This is a genomic window from Mycolicibacterium sp. ND9-15, assembly GCF_035918395.1.
Taxonomy (GTDB): domain Bacteria; phylum Actinomycetota; class Actinomycetes; order Mycobacteriales; family Mycobacteriaceae; genus Mycobacterium.
In genome coordinates this window covers 4,243,841-4,266,012 of sequence record NZ_CP142362.1, presented here as the reverse complement: position 1 = coordinate 4,266,012, position 22,172 = coordinate 4,243,841, and the positions used below count along the sequence as shown (strand labels likewise).

The following is a 22,172-nucleotide window of genomic DNA, read 5'->3' as shown; positions in this document are numbered from 1 at the left end:
CTGCTCAAGGCTACTTGAGTCGCCGCATGAGGGTCAAATCACCGCAGGTCACGGCTCGTCGGCGCGGGATCAGCGCTCGTGGGTCGGCGGGCCCGCAGGCCGAGCGGCCGCGCGGCGCCGATGCCGCCCGCCGGAGACGGCCGCCGGCGGCGGTGGCGCCACGTACTCCTCGGAGTCGTCGTCATCGGAGTCGTCGTACTCGTCATCGGAATCGTCATCGGCGCCGATGACCTCGATGTCGTCGTCGATGTCGTCGTCGTCGGAGTCCAGATCGATCTCGTCGTCGTCCTCGTCCTCGTCCGAGTCGGAGTCGTCCTCGGACTCGTCGTAGTCCTCCTCCTCGAGGTCCTCGATGTCGTCCTCCCCGGAGTCGATCACCGCGGTACGGATGGCCTCGGAATCGGTCTCGGCGACCTCTTCGGGCTTCCGTTCAGGGCTTTCGGCGGTGTCGTCCTCGTCGTCTTCGTCATGGCGACCGTTGGCGGCCGCCATCGCCTTGAACATCGGATGTTCGCCCGCGGGGTGCGGGGGCACCTTGGCGACCGCGACGTCGTCGGGTTTGCCGCCGCGCTTGCCGCGCCTACCACGTCGCCCGCCACCGTTCTCCGACTTGCGTCCGCTTCCCGACGTGGAGTCCACGGGGTCGCCGTGCAGCACGATCCCCCGCCCGGCGCAGTGGGTGCACGGCGTCGAGAACGCCTCCACGAGACCGGTGCCGAGCCGCTTTCGCGTCAGCTGCACCAGGCCCAGCGAGGTCACCTCGGAAACCTGGTGACGGGTGCGGTCGCGCGCCAACGCCTCGGTCAGCCTGCGCAGCACCAGGTCGCGGTTGGACTCGAGCACCATGTCGATGAAGTCGATGACGACGATGCCGCCGATGTCGCGCAGCCGCAGTTGGCGCACGATCTCCTCGGCCGCCTCGAGGTTGTTGCGGGTGACGGTCTGCTCCAGGTTGCCGCCCGAGCCGGTGAACTTGCCGGTGTTGACGTCGATGACCGTCATCGCCTCGGTGCGGTCGATGACCAGCGTCCCACCCGACGGCAGCCACACCTTGCGGTCCATCGCCTTGGTCAGTTGCTCGTCGATGCGGTGCACGGCGAACACGTCGGGGCCGTCCGGTGACCCCGGTTCGTACTTCGTCAGCCGCGGAAGAAGTTCGGGCGCAACGGAATTCACGTAGTCGTTGATGGTCTTCCAGGCGTCCTCGCCGGACACCGTCAACCCGGTGAAGTCCTCGTTGAACAGGTCGCGGATCACCTTGACCAGCACGTCAGGCTCTTCGTACAGCGCGACCGCCGCGCCGGCCTTCTTCGCGGTGATGTCCGCGGCCTTGGCCTCGACCTCCGTCCACCGCTTGGCCAGACGTTCGACGTCGGTGCGGATGTCTTCTTCCTTGACGCCCTCCGACGCGGTCCTGATGATCACCCCGGCATCGGGCGGCACGACCTCGCGCAGGATCTCCTTGAGCCGCTGACGTTCGGTGTCGGGAAGCTTGCGGCTGATCCCGGTCGAGGAGGCCCCCGGCACGTAGACCAGGTAGCGGCCGGCCAGCGAGACCTGCGTCGTCAATCGGGCGCCCTTGTGCCCGACGGGGTCCTTGCTGACCTGGACGACGACGTAGTCGCCCGGCTTGAGCGCCTGCTCGATCTTGCGGTTCGCGCCGCCGAGCCCGGCGGCCTCCCAGTTCACCTCGCCCGCGTAGAGCACCCCGTTGCGTCCGCGGCCGATGTCGACGAAGGCAGCCTCCATCGAGGGCAGCACGTTCTGCACGATGCCGAGATAGATGTTGCCGACCAGCGAGGCGGAGGCGGCCGAGGTGACGAAGTGCTCCACGACGACACCGTCCTCGAGCACCGCGATCTGGGTGTAGCGGGCGCCCTCGTGCGGCGGCTCGGTGCGGACCTTGTCGCGGACGACCATCATCCGCTCGACGGCTTCGCGCCTGGCCAGGAACTCGGCTTCGCTCAGAATCGGCGGACGGCGCCTGCCGGCATCGCGGCCGTCCCGCCTGCGCTGCCGCTTGGCCTCCAGGCGGGTCGATCCGCTGATGCCCTGGATCTCGCCATCGCCGCTTTGGGCGGACTTGTCGCCTCGCGTCGATTTCCGCGGCTCTCGCTCGTGGACGACGGTGTTCGGCGGGTCGTCGGGCGACCCGCCTCCGTCGCTGTCGTCCCCCGAGCCGGATTTACGACGACGACGGCGGCGACGACGGCGGGTGGCGCCATCCGCGCCGGTGTTCTCGTCGTCGCCGGTGTCCTCGTCGGAGTCGTCCGACTCGTCGTCCTGGTCGCTGCCCTGGCTGTCGTCGCCGTCGGTATCGGAGTCGTCACCGTTCTGCTCCCCGCGGCCCCGCCCGCGGCCGCGCCGGCCACGGCGGCGACGCCGCCCCGACGGCCGTTCGGACTGGTCGTCCTCCGCGTCTTGGCCGTCGCCGTCGTCGTCATCATCGTCATCGTCGTCGGAGTGGGCGTCGGCACCGGCGTCGTAGTCGAATTCGACCGGTTGCGGCGCCACGAACAGCGGCATGTATTCGGCGCGCTCCGGAGTCTCCGCCACGGGGGTCTCCAGAATCAACCGGGATTCCGGTTCGTCACCGTCGGTGGCTTCGGACGTGTCGGCGGGTTCGGGGTCGGTCGGCTCGTCTGGGCGCTCGGCGAGCGCCTGTCGCACCCGTTGCGCCTCGTCGTCTGCGACGGCGGACTCGGCGGTGCGAGGTCGACCGTCCAGCGCGGTCAGCGCTTCGAGAACCCGCTCGCTGGTGGTGCCGAGCACCTGGGCCAGCGAATCGACTCTCAACCCCTCCGGTTGAGCGTCCTGCGCCTGTCGTGTGTCTTCTGAAAGGTCTTGGGTCGGGACATCTTCGGCCACGTAGTCTCCTTAAGCCCCCGGGCGCGTCGTGTTTGACGCGGCCACGCGAGGGCTTCCGCTATTGACCCGGGTGACTTCGCCCGAGCTCTGTTGTGGTCTCGCCCCGGGGGGTCCACTGGTGGACCATCCCGGTGCCGGTCTGAATGATGGCTGGACGGTCGGCGCCGCATCACGCGTGGCGATGGTCGCGCACGTCTGAGTCTTCATTCGGGCGTCCGGCCCCCGTTAGCGGCCGGCTACCCGAGCCAAGTATCCCACATCACGTCGCCCCGCCCGACCAGGCTGGGCGAGCGCGGCCGTGATATCGCGGAATCACCCGCTACTTGCTGGGGAACCAGAGTTCGATCTCGCGCGCCGCGGACTCCGGCGAATCCGAGCCGTGCACGAGGTTGTCTTGGGTGATCAGCGCCAGGTCACCGCGGATGGTGCCGGGGGCGGCCTTCTCGACGGGGTCGGTTCCGCCGGCGACCTGCCGAAACGCCGCGATCGCGCGCGGGCCCTCGACGATGGCCGCCACCACCGGGCCCGACGTGATGAATTCGAGCAGCGAGCCGAAGAACGGCTTGCCCTCATGCTCGGCGTAGTGCTTGCGGGCTAACTCGTCGCTGACGGTCACCAGCTGCAGCGCCGCGAACGTCAGCCCTTTCCGTTCGATTCGGCCGAGAATCTCGCCGACGAGGCGCCGCTTGACGCCGTCGGGCTTGATCAACACGAGGGTCCGCTCAGTCGGCTCAGTCACGGCCGACAGAATAGCCGCCCAACCGGACTACTCGGCAGGACGCTGCTGTCCGGGCAGGAGGCCGCGCTTCTGCCTGCGCAGCACCTCGGCACGCAGGTACGCGATCAGCAGCCATACCACCAGGAAGACGACGCCGATGAAGCCGATCCCGCCGTGCACGAAGACGCCGGCGATCAGTGCCACCTGCATGGCCAGGTTCACCCAGATCGCCCACGGCCTACCCTGCAGGCCGGTCAGCAGCACCAACACCGCCGCCAGCCCGACGAGATAACCGCCGCTGGCCGCTGTGAGCCCACCGCCGATGCGTCCCACCACCGGCAGCGCCAGCAGCACCACAATGGCTTCCAGAATGAGCGTCCCGGCCATCACGCCGCGAAAGCTCCGCCAAGGGTCTGGAGCCGACGCGGCGACTTCGGGATCGGGAGCCGCGGAGCCGGGGTCGGGGGGCGGAGCGGTCATTGCGGGTCCTTTCCGAACAGCGTGCGCGCCGCTCCCGCGGTGACGACCGAGCCGGTGATCACCATCCCGGCGCCCCCGAACAGTTCCCCTTCGCTGCCGGCCTCCTCGACCAGCGCCGTCGCGGTCTCGATCGCGTCGGGCAGCGTGGCGGCGGCCAGCACCCGTTCGGGGCCGAACCTCTGCTCGGCGAGCAGCGCCAACGCCTCGACGTCGAGCGCGCGTGGCGACCCGTTGTGGGTGACTACGATCTGGTCGAACACGGGTTCCAGCGCGGCGAGGATGCCGTCGACGTCCTTGTCGCCCATCACCGACACGACGCCGACCAAAAAGCGGAAATCGAACTCCTCCTGCAGAGCCTGCGCCAGCGCGGCGGCGCCCGCCGGATTGTGGGCGGCGTCGATGAAAACCGTCGGCGCGCTGCGCATCCGTTCCAGCCGACCCGGGCTGGTCACCGCCGCGAAACCCGCCCGCACCGCCTCGACGTCGAGTTGGCGCTGCGCCCCGGCGCCGAAGAAGGCCTCGACGGCCGCCAGCGCCAGGATGGCGTTGTGGGCCTGGTGTTCGCCGTGCAGCGGCAGCAAGACCTCGGGGTACAGGCCGCCGAGGCCTTGCAGTTCGAGCAGCTGCCCTCCGACTGCGACCCGCCTGTCCAGCACCGCGAACTCCGAGTCCTCGCGCGCGACGGCCGCGTCGGCGCGCACCGCCTGGGCCAGCAGCACCTCCATCGCCTCGGGCGGCTGCCGGCCGATAACCGCGACCGTCTCGGTCGGTAGGAGATCGTCGTGCTGCTTGGTGATGATCCCCGCCTTCTCGGCGGCGATGTCGGCGATGGTGTCGCCGAGGTACTCGGCGTGGTCGACCCCGATCGGGGTGACCACCGTGACGGGGGCGTTGACGACGTTCGTGGCGTCCCAGCGCCCGCCGAGGCCGACCTCGACGACGGCGACGTCGATCGGCGCGTCGGCGAAGGCGGCGAACGCCATGGCGGTCACCACCTCGAACTTGCTCAGGCGCGGGCCACCGGCCGCCTCGGACTGCTGGTCGACCAGCTGCACGAACGGTTCGATTTCGCGGTAGGTGTCGACGTAGGTCGCGGGGCTGATCGGCCTGCCGTCGATCGAGATCCGTTCGACGGCCGATTGCAGGTGCGGGCTAATCGTGCGGCCGGTGCGACGGTGCAGCGCGGTCAGCAGCGCGTCGACCATCCGCGCCACCGACGTCTTGCCGTTGGTGCCCGCGATGTGGATCGCCGGGTAGCCACGCTGCGGCGAGCCGAGCAGTTCCAGCAGCGCCGAGATGCGCGCCGTGCTCGGCTCGAGTTTCGTCTCCGGCCAACGCTGGTCGAGCAGGTGCTCGACTTGCAGGAGCGCCGCGATCTCGTCCGGCGTCGGGACGTCCGCGGGTGCCGGCAGGTCCGCCGGATCGGTCATTTCAGCGACTCGAGCCTCGCGGCGATGCGGTCGACTTCCTCCTGCGCGATCTGGCTGCGGCCGCGGATCTTCTCGACCACCTCCGCAGGCGCCTTGGCCAGAAACGCCTCGTTACCGAGTTTCCCTGTGGTGCCGGCCAATTCCTTCTTTGCGGCCGCGAGGTCCTTCTCCAGCCGGTGCCGCTCGGCGGCCAGGTCCACAGTGCCCGACGTGTCGACCTCCACGGTCACCGTCCCGCGGGACAGCCGCACCTCGATCGCCGCCGTCGGCGCGAACCCGTCGGCATCGTCGGTCAGCCAGGCCAGCGAGCGGACCGCAGGCGCCTGCGCCTGCAAATCCGCGTCGTCGATGTCGGACAACCGGGCGGGCACCTTCTGCCGGTCGTTGAGGCCCTGGTCGCTGCGGAAGCGGCGCACCTCGGTGACGAGCTTCTGCATGTCGTTGACCCGTCGGGCCGCAACGGAATCGAGTTCGATGCCCGAGGGCGTCGGCCAGTCGGCGATCACCAGCGACTCGCCACCGGTCAGGTTCTTCCACAACACCTCGGTGACGAACGGCATCACCGGATGCAGCAGTTTGAGCAGCGTGTCGAGGACGCAGGCCAGCACCGCCGTAGTGTGGTTGGCGCCTTCTGCGAGCTGCACCTTGGCCAATTCGACGTACCAGTCGCAGAACTCGTCCCAGGCGAAGTGGTAGAGGGACTCGCACGCGTGGCTGAACTCGTAGGCGTCGAACGACGAATCCACTTCGGCGCGAACCTTTTCCATGCGACCGAGAATCCACCGGTCGGCGTCGGTGAGATCGTCGGCGTGGGGCAGCGGCGCAGGTGCGGCCCCGTTCATCAGGGCGAACCGGGTGGCGTTGAACAGCTTGGTGGCGAAATTGCGCGACGCGCGGGCGTGATCCTCGCCGATCGACAGGTCACCGCCGGGGCTTGCGCCCCGCGCCAACGTGAACCGCAGCGCGTCGGCTCCGAAGACCTCCACCCAGTCCAGGGGGTCGATGCCGTTACCGCGTGACTTGCTCATCTTGCGACCATGCTCATCGCGAATCAGCCCGTGCAGGAAGACGTTTTCGAACGGCATCTGCGGGCCGCGGGCCCCGTTCAGCGTGATCGCTGAATCGTCGGCGACGAACGTGCCGAACATCATCATCCGTGCCACCCAGAAGAACAGGATGTCGTAGCCGGTGACCAGCACGGTGGTCGGATAGAACTTCGCCAGGTCGGGGGTTCGGTCGGGCCAGCCCATGGTGGCGAACGGCCACAGCGCCGAGGAGAACCAGGTGTCGAGCACATCGGGGTCCTGCTCCCAGCCCTCCGGCGGGGTCTCGCCGGGGCCGACGCACACGGTCTGGCCGTCGGGTCCGTGCCAGATCGGGATGCGATGACCCCACCACAGCTGGCGCGAAATGCACCAGTCGTGCATGTTGTCCACCCACGCGAACCACCTGGGTTCGAGGCTGGGCGGGTGAATCATGGTGTCGCCGTTGCGAACTGCGTCACCGGCAGCCTTGGCCAAGGCTTCCACCCGTACCCACCACTGCAGCGAGAGCCGCGGCTCGATGGGCTCACCACTGCGCTCCGAGTGCCCGACGCTGTGCACGTACGGCCGCTTCTCTGCGACGATGCGGCCCTCGGCGGCCAGCGCCTCGCGCACCTTGACCCGCGCCTCGAAGCGGTCCTGACCGTCGAATTCGGTTCCGGTGCCGGCGATCCGGCCCTTGGTGTCCATGATGGACGGCATCGGCAGGCGGTGACGCAGGCCGATCTCGAAGTCGTTCGGATCGTGCGCGGGCGTCACCTTGACGGCGCCGGAGCCGAACTCGGGGTCGACGTGCTCGTCGGCGACGATCACGATCTCGCGGTCGATGAACGGGTGGGCCAGCGTCTTGCCAACCAGATCACGGTAGCGCTCGTCGTCGGGGTGCACGGCGATCGCCGTGTCGCCCAGCATCGTCTCGACGCGAGTGGTGGCGACCACGATGTGGGGTTCGTCGTCGTCGAGCGAGCCGTAGCGGAACGACACCAGCTCACCCTCGACGTCCTCGTATCTGACCTCGAGGTCGGAGATGGCGGTCTCCAGCTCCGGCGACCAGTTGACCAGGCGCTCGGCCTGGTAGATCAGCCCGGCGTCGAAAAGTCGCTTGAAAAGCGTGCGCACGGCGCGGGACAGGCCCTCGTCCATGGTGAACCGGTCCCGGGTCCAGTCCACGCCGTCGCCGAGACGGCACATCTGCTCGCCGATCGTGCCGCCCGACTCCCGCTTCCAGTCCCAGACCTTCTCGATGAACCGGTCGCGGCCGAAGTCCTCCTTGGTCTTGCCGTCGACGGCGAGTTGCTTCTCCACGACCGTCTGCGTGGCGATGCCCGCGTGGTCCATGCCCGGCAGCCACAGCACCTCATACCCCTGCATCCGCTTGCGCCGGGTCAACGCGTCCATCAACGTGTGGTCCAGTGCATGACCCATGTGTAGGTTGCCGGTCACGTTGGGCGGCGGCAGCACGATGGAGTAGCCCGGCTTACTGCTGGCCGCGTCGGCGGTGAAGTAGCCGGCCTTGACCCAGCCCTCATAGAGGTCGCTCTCTACTGCGCCCGGCTCCCAGGACTTGGGCAGGGCTTGCGCAGATGATTCGGGGCGGGGGGTCACCCCGCAATTCTAGGAACGACGCTCGAGAAGACACGAAGTGCCCCGATACCTGCTGGAAAAAGGGGCATTTCTCGTCTTTTCCCAGACCGAGGCGCTACTTCTTGCCGCCGAGCAGCCCGCCGAGGATGTCGCCGAGACCGCCGCCTTTGTCGCCCCCGAGCACGCTGCCCAGAATGGCGCCGAGCGGGTTGTCGCCACCGCCGCTGCCTCCGCCGAGGATGCCACCCAACACGTCGCCGAGACCGCCGCCGCCGGACTGCTGCTCGGGCGCCGACCCCTTCGTCAACTGCCTGCCGATGTAGGCGAGCACGATCGGCGTCAGGATCGGCAGCAGTTTCTGGATCAGGTCGCTGTTGCCGGCGCCGCCGCCGGCAAGCGCCGAGGCGACCTGGCCGGTGTCGTTGCCACCGAAGATCTTGGCGACGGCCCTCGCCCCGTCCGCCTCATTCACCTGGTCGACGCTCACCCCGCCGTCGAGCAGTCCCGCGTGGTTGGTGGCCGCCGACTCGATACCCGACGCGCCGGCGGGATCGCTGGCGTTCTGCTGCAAACCGCCGACGAGCACCGGAACCAGCGTCCGGATGGCGTTGTTCACCTCGCTCTCGTCGGCGCCCAACCGGCCCGCGATCTGCTGGGTGGGAATCTGATTGAACAGTTCGTCGAGATCGGCCATGACACATCTACCTTCGTCGCTGGGATCCTGCACCGCGAACCTGACAATAGTCCTCGCGACCACGAGCTACATGGGTTCCGCGCAGCGAAATCAGCCGAGGCGGGCCGTCTCCAACCTCACTCCGGCGGCGGGAAAGCGAGCGAGCAGCGCGTCGCCGATCGCCGCGGCGGGCGTGAGCACGCCGCGCAGGTCGGAAAGCCGGTCGCGATCCAGCGCCAACGCCAGCCCGGATTCCCCGAGCAGCACCGACGTCGCCTTGTAGCCGGGATCCCCTTTCTGCGACATGACGGCCCGGTACCGCGCGCCCGTGGTGGTCGACGTGTACGTCTCGACGGTGTAACGGCCGTTCTCGCGGGTGCGTTCGCTCGGGCCGGTGCCCGGCTTGGGCAGGACACGATCGACCAGCTTGCGCGGCACCCGGTGGAAGTAGCGGCTGCCCAACGCCATCGTCGTCGCATTGCCCGCCGCGGCCAACGCCGACGCGACCGGCGCGAGCGCCGACTTGCCCATGCTCATCTGCTCGCCGTACTCCAGCCCACGCCCATACGCGTAATCGAGTAGAGCGTTGCTACGCCGCACGATTCGAGTGTTCACCGCCGCCATCACGAAAGGTCCCACCCAATACCCCTCGAGTTCGGGCGCGATCTCGCCGCCTCGCCGCCAGCGCAGGTCTGGCTGGCCGCCGAGTTCGGGTTCGGCGGCGCGATCCGAGGTGAGCGTGTAGGGGTCGTTCATCACCCGTCGCGCCTCGGCGTCCGACGAAGCCGCGCGCATGACCTCGATCATCGAGGCGGCCGTGCCACCGGAGACGCCCCCTTTCAAGGCCCGTACCACCAGGTTGGTGTCGGTGAGCTCGCCCGCGGCGTCCTGCTGCGCCCGCCGGTACAGGGCGAAAACGGTGAGATCCGAAGGGATGGAGTCGAATCCGCACGAGTGCACGATGCGCGCGCCGGTGTCGGCGGCCTGTTTGTGGTACAGGTCGATGCTCTCGCGAATGAACAACGACTCGCCCGTCAGATCCGCATAATCGGTGCCCGCCGCCGCACAGGCCGCGACCAACGGCAGCCCGTAGCGGGCGTAGGGCCCCACCGTGGTCACCACGGCCTGGGCGGCAGCGGCCATCGCGTTCAACGTCGACGGTTGCGAAGCATCCGCGGTGATCAGCGGCCAGGACTGTGCGTTGTCTCCCAATGTATCTCGCACCGCGAGCAGCTTGTCGCGCGATCGGCCCGCCAGCGCGATGCGGGCCCCCGAACCCGCCTTCGCCAGGTATTCGGCGGTCAGCTTCCCGACGAAGCCGGTGGCCCCATACAAGACGATGTCGAATTCCCGCTGCGAGGTCTGGTGTCGCCGGCCTTCCGGCTCCGATGCGCTCATAGCCGCGACGCTACCCGAGCGACTCGGGCGCCTCGGCGTCCTCGCCCAGCACATGGCGGGCCAGGAACCCGGTCACGACCTGATACCAGATCTTGGCGTGCTGCGGGGTGAGCACCCAGTGGTTCTCCGACGGGAAGTACAGAAACCGGTGCGAGCTGTTGCCGTCCTCGTCGGCGGGCAGCGCGGAGCGCGTCAGCAACTCGTACCACAGCCGCAGCGCCTCGCCGATCGGCACGCGATAGTCCTTGTCTCCGTGGATCACCAGCATCGGTGTGCGGATCTGGTGGACGTGGTGGTGCGGCGAGTTCGTCTGCGCCATCTCCCGGGTCATCTCGCGCAGCCAGTAGTACGACGAGTCGGTGGTGGCGCCGAACTGGTCGAGCGCCCAGAGACTGGCGTGCGTGACGATCGCGTCGAACCTGTCTGTGTGGCCGGCCACCCAGTTGGCCATGTAGCCGCCGAACGAGCCGCCCATGGCCGCGGTCCTGTCCGCATCGATGCGCGGATGCGCGCACACGGCGTCCGTCGCCGCCATCAAATCCTCGAACGGGGCGCCGCCCCACGCCCCCCAGCCGCGTTGAACGAAACGCTGGCCATAACCGGTCGACAACCCCGGATCCGGTAACAGCACCGCGTAACCCCGGGCAGCGAGCAACCACGGGTTCCAGCGCCAAGACCACGCGTTCCAGCTGCTCAGGGGGCCGCCGTGGATCCAAAGCAGCAGCGGCGCCTCGCCGTCGGCGGTCGGCAGCACGAGCCACGAACGCACCCTCGTGCCGTCCTCGGCCGTCGCCTCGAGCTCGGTCAGGGTGCCCGGCAGCGGTGGCAACGCCACACAGGGCAGTTCGGTGATCGCGCCGTCGGGATCGATGCGCACCGGGTGAGGCGGCGCGGCATAGGAGCTTCGTAACGCGAACAGCGCACCGTCCGGTGCGGTCACCACGTCCGAGTAGCAGTAGTCGTCGAACGTCAACTGGGTCACGGCACCGTCGGCGAGATCGACACGAAACACCGGAGACCGGCCATCCTGGTCGGCGGTCACGATGACCGCCGAACCGTCTCGCAGCCATGTCACCGACGCCGGCCACCGGTCCCAATCGGCGGCGACCACCTGCGGTTCACCGCCGAACCGAAGACACCCCAACGTGATTCGTGGCGCAGTCTCGGGCGTCGAGAACGTCTCGCGGCGGTAGACGACCGTCGAACCGTCCGGCGAGACGGCCGGGCCCCACACGTCCGCGGCCGGTTCTTCCACCAGCACCGTGCGCTCGCCACCGTCGAAGTCGATCCGCACCAGCACCGAATGCCGGGACGCGCCCGGCGCCGGTCGTTGCCACGTGGTGACCAGAAAGGACCCGTCGGCGCTGATGTCAAAATCGCAGTCGCGCAGCGCCCCACCCGGTGCTGCGGTCAGATCGCGGACGTCCTCGGCCCGCGGGTCACCAGCCGGATTCACGCCGAGCAGGTGCGGTTCACCCGGCCCGAGATCGGAGTCCCAGTGCCGGATCGGATAGCCCGTGTGCAGGACCGCGGTGATCTTGTTGTCCTTGCGCAGATCTCGCAGCCGTTGGTCTTCGCCGATGGTCTGCGCCGAGGGCATCAGCGGTGAGCGCACCACTGCCACGTCAGCCTCCCGTGCGGGTCGCACCGCCTCGACACCACCCGGCAGCGACAGCGCCTCCGCCGCCTCGCCGCCGTCCGCCGGTAGCCGCCACAGCTTGGCGGGCGGCTTGTCGTCGTCGGCGGTGGGGCGGACGGCGACGAACAGCAGGTCGCCGTTGGCGGCGAAGGCAGGCGCCGACTCCCCCTTGGCTCCGCGGGTCAACCGGCGCGCCGGTTGCGCCCCGGCGGGGTCGACCTCCCATACCGCGCTGACGTATTCGGTTCTCTTGTCGTTGAGTTCCGCGACGGTGGTCACCAACCGCCTGCCGTCGGGCGACAGCGCCAGCCCCGACACCCGCGGCAGCGCGATGTACTCGTCGAGGTCGTCGAAGGGCGTGCCGGGGGCCGTCGCGGTCATGCCCCCGTTCGTAGCACACCAGGGTGCCGGCACCGGCGCCGCCGAACGGCCTGTGAACCCGGCGCGCTTCGCGCGCTACGTTCGACGCATGCCGAAGCAGATCCTGGTCATCGGCGCGGGCATCGCCGGACTGGCGAGCGCCGTCGCGCTACAGCAGCGCGGACACGACGTGACGCTCATCGAGGAGCGCGCCGACAGGTCCTCAGGCGCCGGAATCAGCATCTGGCCCAACGCGTTGGCCGCGCTCGACGACATCGGTCTGGGCGATCCGGTGCGCGAGGCCGGTGGCAGCGTCACCGCGGGCGCGGCGCGCTGGCGGGACGGCTCGTGGTTGCGGCGCCCCGCATCGCAACGCATCGTCGAGGCGCTCGGCGAACCCCTGGTCGTCATCCGGCGGTCGGCGTTGACGTCGATCCTCGCCGGTGCGCTTGCCGACGGCACCCTGCGCGCCGGGGTGGCCGCGGAGGCGCTGGCGGTGACTGCCGACGGCGTGCGGGTCAGGTTGGCGGATGCCACGGTGCTGGCGGCCGAGGCGGTCGTCGGCGCCGACGGCACCCATTCGATGGTGGCCCGTCACCTCAACGGGCCTCTGCACAACCGGTACGTCGGCTACACGGCGTGGCGCGGCGTCGCGCGCTGCCGGATCGACGCCGAACTCGCGGGCGAGACATTCGGCCCGGCGGTCGAGTTCGGCCACGTGCCGCTCGACGCGGACAACACGTACTGGTTCGCCACCGAACGCGTACCCGAGGCGACGACTGCGCCACAGGGTGAGCTGGCTTACCTCGAGGAGCGGTTCGCCTCCTGGGCACCGCCCATCCCCGAGATTTTGGCGACGACCGAACCCGGCGAGGTCCTGCGCAACGATCTGTACGACCGTGACGAGGCGCGCCGGTGGTCGCGGGGGCCGGTCGTGGCGGTGGGCGACGCGGCACATCCGATGCGGCCGCATCTCGGACAGGGCGGCTGTCAGGGTTTGGAGGACGCCGCGATCCTGGCCAGGTTCGTCGACGGTGACGACGACATCGCCTCGGCGTTCGCACGGTTCGTAGCGTTTCGCCGCCCGCGAGTCCGGTCGCTGGTCCGCGAGTCGCGCTTCATCGGCCGCGTCGTGAATTTGCCGCCGTTGCTCAGCGGGCTAGCCAGCCGCGCGACGGTGCTGGGTCCGGAGGCGCTGGTGGCCCGCCATCTTGCCGCGGTGGCGGCGCGGTCGGCGTTCACACCGCCGACCGACCGCGATCTTTCTGCGGTATGAGCAGGGGCGGAAGGTTCAGCGTGCGCCCGCAACCGACCCGATCGGGTTGAGCAGCGCCGAGCACATCTGACGCGGGTTGACGAAGCCGAACAGGCCGCGTGACGGCATCGCCGCGCAACCGGTCGCCTTGGCTTGCGCGGTGCGCGTGGCCGGCGCAGACGGGGTCGTCCACACGGCGGGTGTGGCCCCGCGGGGTCCGCACTTCGGCCAAGCCTTCAGGCCCTGAGTGCGCAGCACGTTCTCGGCAACGCGGATCTGCTCGGCGCGCGACGCGGTCGCCGGGTTGCCGACTCCGCCGTTGGCGGCCCACGTAGCCTGCTTGAACTGCAGGCCGCCGTAGTGGCCGTTGCCGGTGTTGATGGACCAGTTGCCGCCCGACTCGCACTCGGCGATCGCGTCCCAGTTCACCGAGTCCGCGTGGGCCGTGGCCATAGAAGGCCCTGAGAGCACCATGGGCACGATTGCGAGCGCTGCGGCGATCACAGCGGCCCAGAGGACCTTGGTAACTGCGGTACGAATCGTCATCACTGCGGTCCTTCCCCGACCGTTTGGCACAAGGCCGCATCGGAAGAACCCCTCGATCTCCGCTGCGGTCATTCGGTCTGTCGAGTGATCGACGTCACGCGTTACAGAAGAGTCGAGAGTTTTATTTGTTGCTTATCTGGCATAAGAGCCCCCTGAGAAAAGAACAGGCGGTGCCGGATCATCCGGCACCGCCTGTTCTCGTCGACGAATCGGGTACTAGCCGCGGCCCCCGCAGGACGGCCACGCGCCGATGCCCTGCGACTGCAGGACGTTCTCGGCGACACGGATCTGCTCCGCACGGCTCGCGTTGTGGGGCGAACCGCTCCCGCCGTTCGACCGCCAGGTGCTCATGCTGAACTGCAGGCCCCCGTAATAGCCGTTACCGGTGTTGATGGACCAGTTGCCGCCCGACTCGCACGCCGCGACGGCATCCCAGTTCACGCTGTCCGCATTGGCAGTGCCGGTGGCCAGTGCCATCGGCGCCAACGCGAGCGCACCGGCAAAGGTCGCCAGGCCAAATGTCTTGCGGATGTTCTTCAACTTCTATCCTTTCGCCACGCGCGCGCCGACACACGCCCGCGCCAAAGCGCGCGGGGTGAGATGCCTGTCGACCAGGCAGGGAATCGGGCCGCACCGTCTCGGTCAGGTACGACAGCGGGGGGCGGGAAATGCCTCGCCGGGCGTCAGCCCCGGCGGCCGCTGGAGGTCACATGGCCCCCTAACAGCCCCACTCACACACAGGTTCGTGGTTTGAAATTATTTGCTCCGGGTAGAGCTGTTTGGGACCGTACAAACCGCTCGCGCCGAAGTCACATCGCCTGAGTGGCGTGTCGCAGCAAGATCACGGACTGATCACGACGCCGATGCCTTTTCGTTATCGCAGGTCATCGCGAGCTTTGACGGACTCGTAACGGTCTCCCGTACAGCGCGTTCGCGTGACCCATTTCACGGGGAATTTGTGAGCCGGAACACGCCGGTGCCCACCGCAGAACGCGCGCGCACGACGAAATCTGCAGCATCCTCGCGAAAGTGACGGCGAACCGCACCAGCCGGCACTTTGGAGCCATCCGTTCGCTGCGCGCCTATCGAAGTCGTAGTACCCGAATCGTCTGTGCCCAAACGGATTACCGGTCAGAGGCGGCGACTGCTCTGCCGCCGGCCGCCTCGGGGACAACAGTCGGTTACCGCCGCGTTAGGCCGAAGTCGTTGTCACAAACCAGGATTCGCGGTCACAGGTTGGAGTTGAGGCGGCTTGGTGCCGCGGGCGCCCGCAATCACCCCCCCTGTGGGTCACCTCTACGCTAGTGCCGACCGGCTCCGACGGCCCCCGCCCGATTTCCGACGGCGTCGCAATCCAGCCGCTTGTTGACCGAATCTGTTCGGCATACCCGACCGGTCTGACCGAAAGCCATTGGGAGCCAGATGGTTTCGCATCGCCATTTCCCGCCCGCGGCGATTATCAGTGGCGGGCCCATTCGCTCGCTTGCTCGGGTTTCATCACGGCCGATACCCACGGTGATTGCCTGTCGCGAATTGAAGCTGAACAATTCTGAATCGACTGGAAATTCGTTCATTGAATTTGCTAGGCGATTTGTGCGCTGCGTATCGCGGCAAGGTCCGCCGCGGTGTTGACGTTGGTCAGCGCCGGCTGCTCGGGCATCACGATCCGCTGCGTGTCGACCCGCTCGACCAGCGCCCGCATGCTGCGCTCGCCCGCGGCCACCAGTTCGGCGACGCGCCCGGCCAGCGCGGTTCGGTAGACGCCCGCGAGATAGTGGTCGCGGCCGTCCCACGGCAGCACCACGTCCGCGCCGAGGCGCACGGCCGGCGCGGCGAGCTCGTCTAGCAAATCGACCGTCAGTAGCGGCATGTCCACGGCGGCGACGAACGCCAACTCGGCACCGGCCTCGGCGGCGGCCCGCAACCCGCGTCCTGTGGCCAGCAGCGGGCCCACTCCGCGCACCTCGTCGCGCAGAACCTCGGCGTCGAGCGGGGGCAACGCCTGGCCGGGAGCCGCGATCACCAAGACCGGGGTGCACCGCGGCCCGAGAATGCTCACCATCCGCTCGACCAGCGTGGTGCCCTCGTAGGTCAGGGTGGCCTTGTCGCGGCCCATGCGGCGGGAAGCCCCGCCCGCCAGGATGATTGCGGCCAGCGGAACGGTGGTCGTCATGATCGTGACGTTAGTCGACGGTCCAGGTGTCTTTGCCCCGAAGCAGTGACTGAAGCGCTGCCGTGTCGTGGGCCTTCTCGCTGCGGGCCGTGGCCACCTGGTGGCGGGCGGCGTCGTCGTAGGTCGGCTTGCTCACCTGACGGAAGATGCCCATCACCATGTGCTCGAGGTTCTGCTCGGACAGCCGCGACAACGCGAACGCATACGCCGGGTCCTGGAGGTTGGCGTCGTGGACGACGATCTCGGCGGCCGACACGTCGGCGGTCTTGGCGATTTCCAGGCCGTAACCCGACTTCACCACGCAGTACTCACCGTCGGCGCCGAACGTGACCGGCTCGCCGTGGGTGAGGTTGATCAGCCGCTCTTCGGCGCCTTCCTTGCGCAGCGCGTCGAACGAGCCGTCGTTGAAGATCGGGCAGTCCTGCAAAATCTCGACCAGCGCCGCCCCGCGGTGCGCGGCGGCGGCGCGCAGCACCTCGGACAACCCCTTGCGGTCGGAGTCCAGCGCGCGGCCGACGAACGTGGCGTCGGCGCCGAGCGCCAGGGACACCGGATTGAACGGGTAGTCCAACGAGCCCATCGGGGTGGATTTGGTGACCTTGCCGACCTCGGAGGTGGGCGAGTACTGCCCTTTTGTCAGGCCGTAAATCCGGTTGTTGAACAGCAGGATCGTGATGTTGATGTTGCGTCGCAGCGCGTGGATCAGGTGGTTGCCGCCGATCGACAGCGAGTCACCGTCGCCGGTGACGACCCAGACCGACAGGTCTTCGCGCGCCAGGGCCAGGCCAGTGGCGATCGTAGGGGCGCGACCGTGGATCGAGTGGAACCCGTACGTCTCCAGGTAGTACGGGAAGCGACTCGAGCAGCCGATGCCGCTGACGAAGGCGATGTTCTCACGACGCAGCCCCAGTTCGGGCAGGAAGTTGCGGATGGTGTTGAGGATGACGTAGTCACCGCAGCCAGGGCACCAGCGGACCTCCTGGTCGCTGGTGAAGTCCTTGGACTTCTGCGGCTGATCGGTCGTCGGCACCCGACTGGTGCCCGCCGTCAACCCGAGATCGGCTCCGATCAACTGTGCAGATGCGCGATCCGGTTCACTTCTCGCTGTCGTCATGCGCTCGCTCCCACACCAGTCTCGACGGTGGCAGCCGCCAGCCGTGCGAACTTGGCCTTGTCGATTTCCTTCTCACCCAACGTTCCGTCCAGCGCGGCATCGATGACGCCCTCGACCTCGTCGGCCAAGAACGCCATACCTTCCACCTTGGTCACCGACTGCACGTCGACCAGGTACTTGCCACGCAGCAGCAGCGCGAGCTGCCCGAGGTTCATCTCCGGACAAACGACCGTCGGATAGCGCCGCAGCACCTCGCCGAGATTGGCCGGGAACGGGTTGAGGTGGCGCAGATGCGCCTGGGCGACCCTGATGCCCTTGCGACGCGCCCGCCGGCAGGCCTCGCCGATCGGCCCATAGCTCGAGCCCCAGCCGAGTATCAGCAACTCCGCGTCCCCGGTCGGGTCGTCGACCTCGAGATCGGGCACCGTGATGCCGTCGACCTTGGCCTGCCGCAAGCGGACCATCAGGTCGTGGTTCTTCGGCTCGTAAGAGATGTTGCCCGAGCCGTTGGCCGCCTCGAGGCCGCCGATCCGGTGTTCGAGGCCGGGCGTGCCAGGAATGGCGAACTGCCGGGCCAGCGTCTCGGGGTCGCGCGCGTACGGCTGGAACGGCTCGCCGGGCTTGGCGACCGTGTGCTCGATCGCCGGGTAGGTGCTGACATCCGGAATCCGCCACGGCTCAGAACCATTCGCGATTGCGCCGTCGGACAGGATGACCACCGGCGTGTGATAGCCGACCGCGATGCGGACGGCCTCCACGGCCACGTCGAAGCAGTCGGACGGCGACCGGGGGGCCAGCACCGCCACCGGCGATTCGCCGTTGCGGCCGTACATCACCTGCAGCAGGTCTGCCTGCTCGGTCTTGGTCGGCAGGCCGGTCGACGGGCCGCCACGCTGAACGTCGATGACGATCAGCGGCAGTTCGGTCATCACCGCCAGACCCATCGCCTCGGACTTCAGCGAGATGCCTGGACCCGACGTGCTGGTGACGCCCAGTGCGCCGCCGTACGAGGCGCCGATGGCCGCGCCGATACCGGCGATCTCGTCCTCGGCCTGGAAGGTCAGCACGTTGAAGTTCTTGTGCTTGGACAACTCGTGCAGGATGTCCGAGGCCGGCGTGATCGGATACGTGCCGAGCACGACCTTCAGGTCGGCGAGTTGCCCGGCGGTGACGATTCCGTACGCGAGCGCGGTGTTACCCGAGATCTGGCGGTACTCACCGGTTTCGAGCTTGGCGGGCGCGACCTCGTAGGTGCTGGCGAACGCCTCGGTGGTCTCGCCGTAATTCCAGCCGGCCTTGAGAGCCAGCACGTTGGCCTCGGCGACGTCGGGTTTGCGTGCGAACTTCTCGCCGATGAACGCCTCGCTGTGCTTGAGTTCGCGGCCGTACATCCAGGACAGCAGGCCGAGTGCGAACATGTTCTTCGCGCGCTGACCGTCCTTCTTGGTGGCGCCGATCGACTCGACTGCCCCCAGCGTCAGGGTGGTCATCGGAACGGCCTGTACGACGTACTCGGACAGTTCCTCGGTTTCCAGCGGGTTGGCCTCATAGCCGACCTTGGCGAGGTTGCGCTTGGTGAACTCATCGGAATTGGCGATGATCAGGCCGCCGCGCGGCAGATCGGAGACGTTGGCCTTCAGCGCCGCCGGGTTCATCGCGACAAGAACATCGGGGCGGTCACCCGCGGTGAGGATGTCGTAGTCGGCAATCTGGATCTGGAACGATGACACACCGGGAAGAGTGCCCTGCGGCGCGCGAATCTCCGCGGGGTAATTCGGTTGCGTGGCAAGGTCGTTTCCGAACAGGGCGGCCTCGGAGGTGAACCGGTCACCGGTGAGCTGCATGCCGTCGCCGGAGTCGCCGGCGAAGCGGATGACGACCTTCTCGAGCCTCTGTCGAGGTCCCGCACTCCCCGCACTGACCGCGTTGTCGTTCGCTGCCACGAGGCCTGCCTTCCACGCCTTCTGGGGATGTCCTCCGGATCACAACGTGCCGACCGCGCCGTCGGCGGGACGTCCACCAAGTTTTATGTCACTGCCAGTACCGATTATTGCACTTCTCTTAGGTAGCCCTTCACCGGCCTCGCCGTGGGCGCGTCGCAAACCGGCCGTCGAACACACAGCTCAGACGCTGTGTTGATGCATACTGTGAGACACAACTGTGTTTTCCGTCACGCTCGCGAGACAAAAATCCTAAGGAAAATAGCTACCGATCAGTAGCCAGTAGCTAGCACCCCTGCGGGCGCCTCCGCTAGCGACTGCGGGCAGCCGGGGCCTCCGCGCGCCGTTCGTGCCAACGCAGGCGCAGTAGCAGCAGGTGGCGGTGCGCGCGGAAACCGGCCGACAGCGGGTCACGCCAGGCCGGCATGTGGCGGGTCGGTTCGAGTTCGTGATGCACGCCTACATTGTGCCGTCTGTTCGGCGTGGGCGCCGCCTCGCCGGCCCGGCACGTCAATGAACATCAGTGAAACGTTGCCGGTGCCGCCTCGCTCTAGGCTTGGCTTATGGGTCGGGTCACAGCCAGGCGGCGGGTACAGCATGTGACCGCGGACGCCGCGATGGCACGGTCTGACACTCTCGTCGTCGAGGAGCCGATGGAGATTCGCGTCAACGGCGCGCCCATCACGGTGACGATGCGCACACCGGGTGCCGATGTCGAACTGGCGCAAGGCTTCCTGCTCACCGAAGGCGTCATCGATCGGCGTGAGGACGTGATCTGCGCGCGGTATTGCAAGGGGGTGGACGCGCAGGACTCGGGTTCTCCGCAGAACAACTACAACGTGCTGGACGTTACGCTGGCGCCGCACGTCCGCGCGCCCGATGTCGACGTCACGCGCAACTTCTACACGACCTCTTCATGCGGAGTCTGCGGCAAAGCGTCACTGGACGCGGTCCGGTTGAGCAGCCGCTACGCCCCGGGCGACGATCCGACCACCGTCACCGCGGCGACGCTTTCGCAACTTCCGGCCCGATTGCGCAAGGCGCAGAAGGTCTTCGCCAGCACCGGCGGCCTGCACGGCGCCGCCCTGTTCGACGCCGACGGCACCACGTTGGCCGTGCGCGAAGATGTGGGCAGGCACAACGCCGTCGACAAGGTCATCGGCTGGGCGGTCGAGCAAGGCCGCGTACCGCTCACCGGGACCGTGCTGCTGGTCAGTGGTCGCGCATCGTTCGAATTGACGCAGAAGGCCGTGATGGCGGGCATCCCGATGTTGGCCGCGGTGTCGGCGCCGTCCTCGCTGGCCGTCGACTTGGCCAGCCAGTCCGGATTGACGCTGGTGGCGTTTCTCCGCGGTGATTCGATGAATGTGTACACACGTGCGGACCGGCTAGAACGCTGACTGCGGTCCAGCAGCACGGCCGTCGGGACCGACGTAATGGTCGCGATCCGGCTCGCGATGCAGCCATACCGTCGATCTCGACGCAAGGGAAAGGGGTCAGGCTGGCTTGACTGCACTCGTCAACGCGGCTCGTCCCTCGCGCTTGATCGTCGTCAGGCGGACTTGTCGCGGCGCTCGGGGCGCGACGGCTTGCGCGGCACGACGGTCGGCAGCACGTTGTCCTGCACGGTCTCCTGGGTGACGACCACCTTGGCGACATCGTCGCGGCTCGGAATGTCGTACATCACCGGCAGCAGGACTTCTTCCATGATGGCGCGCAGACCGCGAGCACCGGTGCCGCGGTGGATGGCCTGATCGGCGATGGCTTCCAGCGCCTCGTCGGTGAACTCGAGCTCGACGCCGTCCATCTCGAACAGCCGCGTGTACTGCTTCACCAACGCGTTCTTCGGCTTGGACAGGATCTGCACCAGCGAGTCCTTGTCCAGGTTCGTCACCGACGCCACGACCGGCAGTCGGCCGATGAACTCCGGAATCAGCCCGAACTTGATCAGGTCCTCGGGCATCACCTCGGCGAAGTGGTCCGCTGTGTCGATGTCGGCTTTCGAGTGCACCTCGGCGCCGAAGCCCAGCCCGCGCTTGCCGACGCGGTCCGAGACGATCTTCTCCAAACCAGCGAAAGCGCCCGCGACGATGAACAACACGTTGGTGGTGTCGATCTGGATGAACTCCTGGTGCGGATGCTTGCGGCCGCCCTGCGGGGGCACCGACGCCTGCGTGCCTTCGAGGATCTTCAGCAACGCTTGCTGGACACCCTCACCGGACACATCGCGGGTGATCGAGGGGTTCTCGCTCTTGCGGGCGATCTTGTCGACCTCGTCGATGTAGATGATGCCTGTCTCGGCGCGTTTGACGTCATAGTCGGCGGCCTGGATCAGTTTGAGCAGAATGTTCTCGACGTCCTCGCCGACGTACCCGGCCTCCGTCAGCGCCGTGGCGTCGGCGATCGCGAACGGCACGTTGAGCATTTTCGCCAGCGTCTGCGCGAGGTAGGTCTTGCCACAGCCGGTCGGGCCGAGCATCAGAATGTTGGACTTGGCCAGTTCGACGGGCTCGGAGCGTGAATCGCGGGTCTTCTCCCCCGCCTGGATGCGCTTGTAATGGTTGTAGACGGCCACGGCCAGCGTGCGCTTGGCGGTGTCCTGACCGATGACGTAGCCCTCGAGGAAATCGCGGATCTCCGCGGGTTTAGGCAATTCGTCAAGCTTCACGTCGTCCGCGTCGGCGAGTTCCTCTTCGATGATCTCGTTGCAGAGATCGATGCACTCGTCGCAGATATAGACGCCAGGACCCGCAATCAGTTTCTTGACCTGCTTCTGACTCTTGCCACAGAACGAGCACTTCAGCAGGTCGCCGCCGTCTCCAATGCGCGCCATGGTGGTGGGGCCCTACTTTCCTCGCAGTCGGTGTTGAAGCTTCTTCTCCCGGTCACCTCGGGTGGTGAACCCGACGCTACCCGTTGATTCCGGCGCGAGGCGACTGATAAAGCCGAAT

At 67.8% G+C, this 22,172-nt stretch carries 17 protein-coding genes; 2 read left to right on the top strand and 15 right to left on the bottom strand.

What is annotated here, in order from left to right; genetic code table 11:
* Window positions 1–69: 69 nt before the first annotated feature.
* The 8 genes from rne to QGN32_RS20355 all read right to left on the bottom strand — a co-directional run bounded on the left by rne (window position 70) and on the right by QGN32_RS20355 (window position 12,214).
* On the bottom strand, window positions 70–2,868 hold the full coding sequence (gene rne / locus QGN32_RS20390; protein WP_326546071.1) for a ribonuclease E: 2,799 nt from the start codon (window positions 2,866–2,868) through the stop codon (window positions 70–72).
* Between the two features lie 319 nt (window positions 2,869–3,187).
* The gene (ndk, locus tag QGN32_RS20385; protein ID WP_326546070.1) at window positions 3,188–3,607 is read right to left on the bottom strand and encodes a nucleoside-diphosphate kinase; all 420 of its coding nucleotides are present in this window, start codon (window positions 3,605–3,607) and stop codon (window positions 3,188–3,190) included.
* A 27-nt stretch (window positions 3,608–3,634) separates the two neighbouring features.
* Window positions 3,635–4,066, bottom strand: coding sequence for a DUF4233 domain-containing protein (locus QGN32_RS20380; RefSeq protein WP_442791733.1), 432 nt, complete (start codon window positions 4,064–4,066; stop codon window positions 3,635–3,637).
* Window positions 4,063–5,496, bottom strand: a complete 1,434-nt coding sequence (gene folC, locus QGN32_RS20375) for a bifunctional tetrahydrofolate synthase/dihydrofolate synthase (protein WP_326546069.1) — start codon at window positions 5,494–5,496, stop codon at window positions 4,063–4,065. The genes QGN32_RS20380 and folC overlap by 4 nt, the downstream gene beginning before the upstream one ends.
* Window positions 5,493–8,144, bottom strand: a complete 2,652-nt coding sequence (locus QGN32_RS20370) for a valine--tRNA ligase (RefSeq protein WP_326546068.1) — start codon at window positions 8,142–8,144, stop codon at window positions 5,493–5,495. The genes folC and QGN32_RS20370 overlap by 4 nt, the downstream gene beginning before the upstream one ends.
* Window positions 8,145–8,238: 94 nt before the next feature.
* Window positions 8,239–8,817: a DUF937 domain-containing protein gene (locus QGN32_RS20365; protein ID WP_326546067.1), complete on the bottom strand. Its 579-nt coding sequence runs from the start codon at window positions 8,815–8,817 to the stop codon at window positions 8,239–8,241.
* Between the two features lie 90 nt (window positions 8,818–8,907).
* Entirely contained in the window at window positions 8,908–10,194 is a 1,287-nt protein-coding gene (locus QGN32_RS20360) for a saccharopine dehydrogenase family protein (protein WP_326546066.1), read from the bottom strand.
* Between the two features lie 10 nt (window positions 10,195–10,204).
* Complete coding sequence (locus tag QGN32_RS20355) at window positions 10,205–12,214, bottom strand: S9 family peptidase (RefSeq protein WP_326546065.1); 2,010 nt, start codon at window positions 12,212–12,214, stop codon at window positions 10,205–10,207.
* An 88-nt stretch (window positions 12,215–12,302) separates the two neighbouring features.
* Here QGN32_RS20355 and QGN32_RS20350 point away from each other — a divergent pair, with 88 nt between their 5' ends.
* Window positions 12,303–13,469: an FAD-dependent oxidoreductase gene (locus tag QGN32_RS20350; RefSeq protein ID WP_326546064.1), complete on the top strand. Its 1,167-nt coding sequence runs from the start codon at window positions 12,303–12,305 to the stop codon at window positions 13,467–13,469.
* A gap of 15 nt (window positions 13,470–13,484) precedes the next feature.
* On the opposite strand, the gene QGN32_RS20345 is transcribed toward QGN32_RS20350, so the two are convergent.
* The 6 genes from QGN32_RS20345 to QGN32_RS20320 all read right to left on the bottom strand — a co-directional run bounded on the left by QGN32_RS20345 (window position 13,485) and on the right by QGN32_RS20320 (window position 19,678).
* Window positions 13,485–13,994: a transglycosylase family protein gene (locus QGN32_RS20345; RefSeq protein WP_326546063.1), complete on the bottom strand. Its 510-nt coding sequence runs from the start codon at window positions 13,992–13,994 to the stop codon at window positions 13,485–13,487.
* 216 nt (window positions 13,995–14,210) lie between these two features.
* The gene (locus QGN32_RS20340) at window positions 14,211–14,534 is read right to left on the bottom strand and encodes a transglycosylase family protein (protein WP_326546062.1); all 324 of its coding nucleotides are present in this window, start codon (window positions 14,532–14,534) and stop codon (window positions 14,211–14,213) included.
* A 1,042-nt stretch (window positions 14,535–15,576) separates the two neighbouring features.
* Complete coding sequence (mobA, locus tag QGN32_RS20335) at window positions 15,577–16,167, bottom strand: molybdenum cofactor guanylyltransferase (RefSeq protein ID WP_326546061.1); 591 nt, start codon at window positions 16,165–16,167, stop codon at window positions 15,577–15,579.
* A gap of 10 nt (window positions 16,168–16,177) precedes the next feature.
* On the bottom strand, window positions 16,178–17,281 hold the full coding sequence (locus QGN32_RS20330; protein WP_326546060.1) for a 2-oxoacid:ferredoxin oxidoreductase subunit beta: 1,104 nt from the start codon (window positions 17,279–17,281) through the stop codon (window positions 16,178–16,180).
* Entirely contained in the window at window positions 17,278–19,224 is a 1,947-nt protein-coding gene (locus QGN32_RS20325; protein WP_326546059.1) for a 2-oxoacid:acceptor oxidoreductase subunit alpha, read from the bottom strand. Before QGN32_RS20325 ends, QGN32_RS20330 begins: the two co-directional genes overlap by 4 nt.
* A 307-nt stretch (window positions 19,225–19,531) precedes the next feature.
* Window positions 19,532–19,678 (bottom strand): hypothetical protein, encoded by a 147-nt coding sequence (locus tag QGN32_RS20320; protein ID WP_326546058.1) that lies wholly within the window; start codon window positions 19,676–19,678, stop codon window positions 19,532–19,534.
* A 106-nt stretch (window positions 19,679–19,784) separates the two neighbouring features.
* Here QGN32_RS20320 and fdhD point away from each other — a divergent pair, with 106 nt between their 5' ends.
* Complete coding sequence (gene fdhD, locus QGN32_RS20315; protein WP_326546057.1) at window positions 19,785–20,621, top strand: formate dehydrogenase accessory sulfurtransferase FdhD; 837 nt, start codon at window positions 19,785–19,787, stop codon at window positions 20,619–20,621.
* A gap of 152 nt (window positions 20,622–20,773) precedes the next feature.
* On the opposite strand, the gene clpX is transcribed toward fdhD, so the two are convergent.
* Window positions 20,774–22,054, bottom strand: a complete 1,281-nt coding sequence (gene clpX / locus QGN32_RS20310) for an ATP-dependent Clp protease ATP-binding subunit ClpX (RefSeq protein ID WP_326546056.1) — start codon at window positions 22,052–22,054, stop codon at window positions 20,774–20,776.
* Between the last annotated feature and the right edge of the window lie 118 nt (window positions 22,055–22,172).

Bases quoted from the DNA above. Each gene is read 5' to 3' on its own strand.
- QGN32_RS20380 (WP_442791733.1), bottom strand. From the start codon at position 4,066: ATGACCGCTCCGCCCCCCGACCCCGGCTCCGCGGCTCCCGATCCCGAA.
- folC (WP_326546069.1), bottom strand. From the start codon at position 5,496: ATGACCGATCCGGCGGACCTGCCGGCACCCGCGGACGTCCCGACGCCG.
- QGN32_RS20365 (WP_326546067.1), bottom strand. From the start codon at position 8,817: ATGGCCGATCTCGACGAACTGTTCAATCAGATTCCCACCCAGCAGATC.
- QGN32_RS20360 (WP_326546066.1), bottom strand. From the start codon at position 10,194: ATGAGCGCATCGGAGCCGGAAGGCCGGCGACACCAGACCTCGCAGCGG.
- QGN32_RS20355 (WP_326546065.1), bottom strand. From the start codon at position 12,214: ATGACCGCGACGGCCCCCGGCACGCCCTTCGACGACCTCGACGAGTAC.
- QGN32_RS20350 (WP_326546064.1), top strand. From the start codon at position 12,303: ATGCCGAAGCAGATCCTGGTCATCGGCGCGGGCATCGCCGGACTGGCG.
- QGN32_RS20345 (WP_326546063.1), bottom strand. From the start codon at position 13,994: ATGACGATTCGTACCGCAGTTACCAAGGTCCTCTGGGCCGCTGTGATC.
- mobA (WP_326546061.1), bottom strand. From the start codon at position 16,167: ATGACGACCACCGTTCCGCTGGCCGCAATCATCCTGGCGGGCGGGGCT.
- QGN32_RS20330 (WP_326546060.1), bottom strand. From the start codon at position 17,281: ATGACGACAGCGAGAAGTGAACCGGATCGCGCATCTGCACAGTTGATC.
- fdhD (WP_326546057.1), top strand. From the start codon at position 19,785: ATGGGTCGGGTCACAGCCAGGCGGCGGGTACAGCATGTGACCGCGGAC.
- clpX (WP_326546056.1), bottom strand. From the start codon at position 22,054: ATGGCGCGCATTGGAGACGGCGGCGACCTGCTGAAGTGCTCGTTCTGT.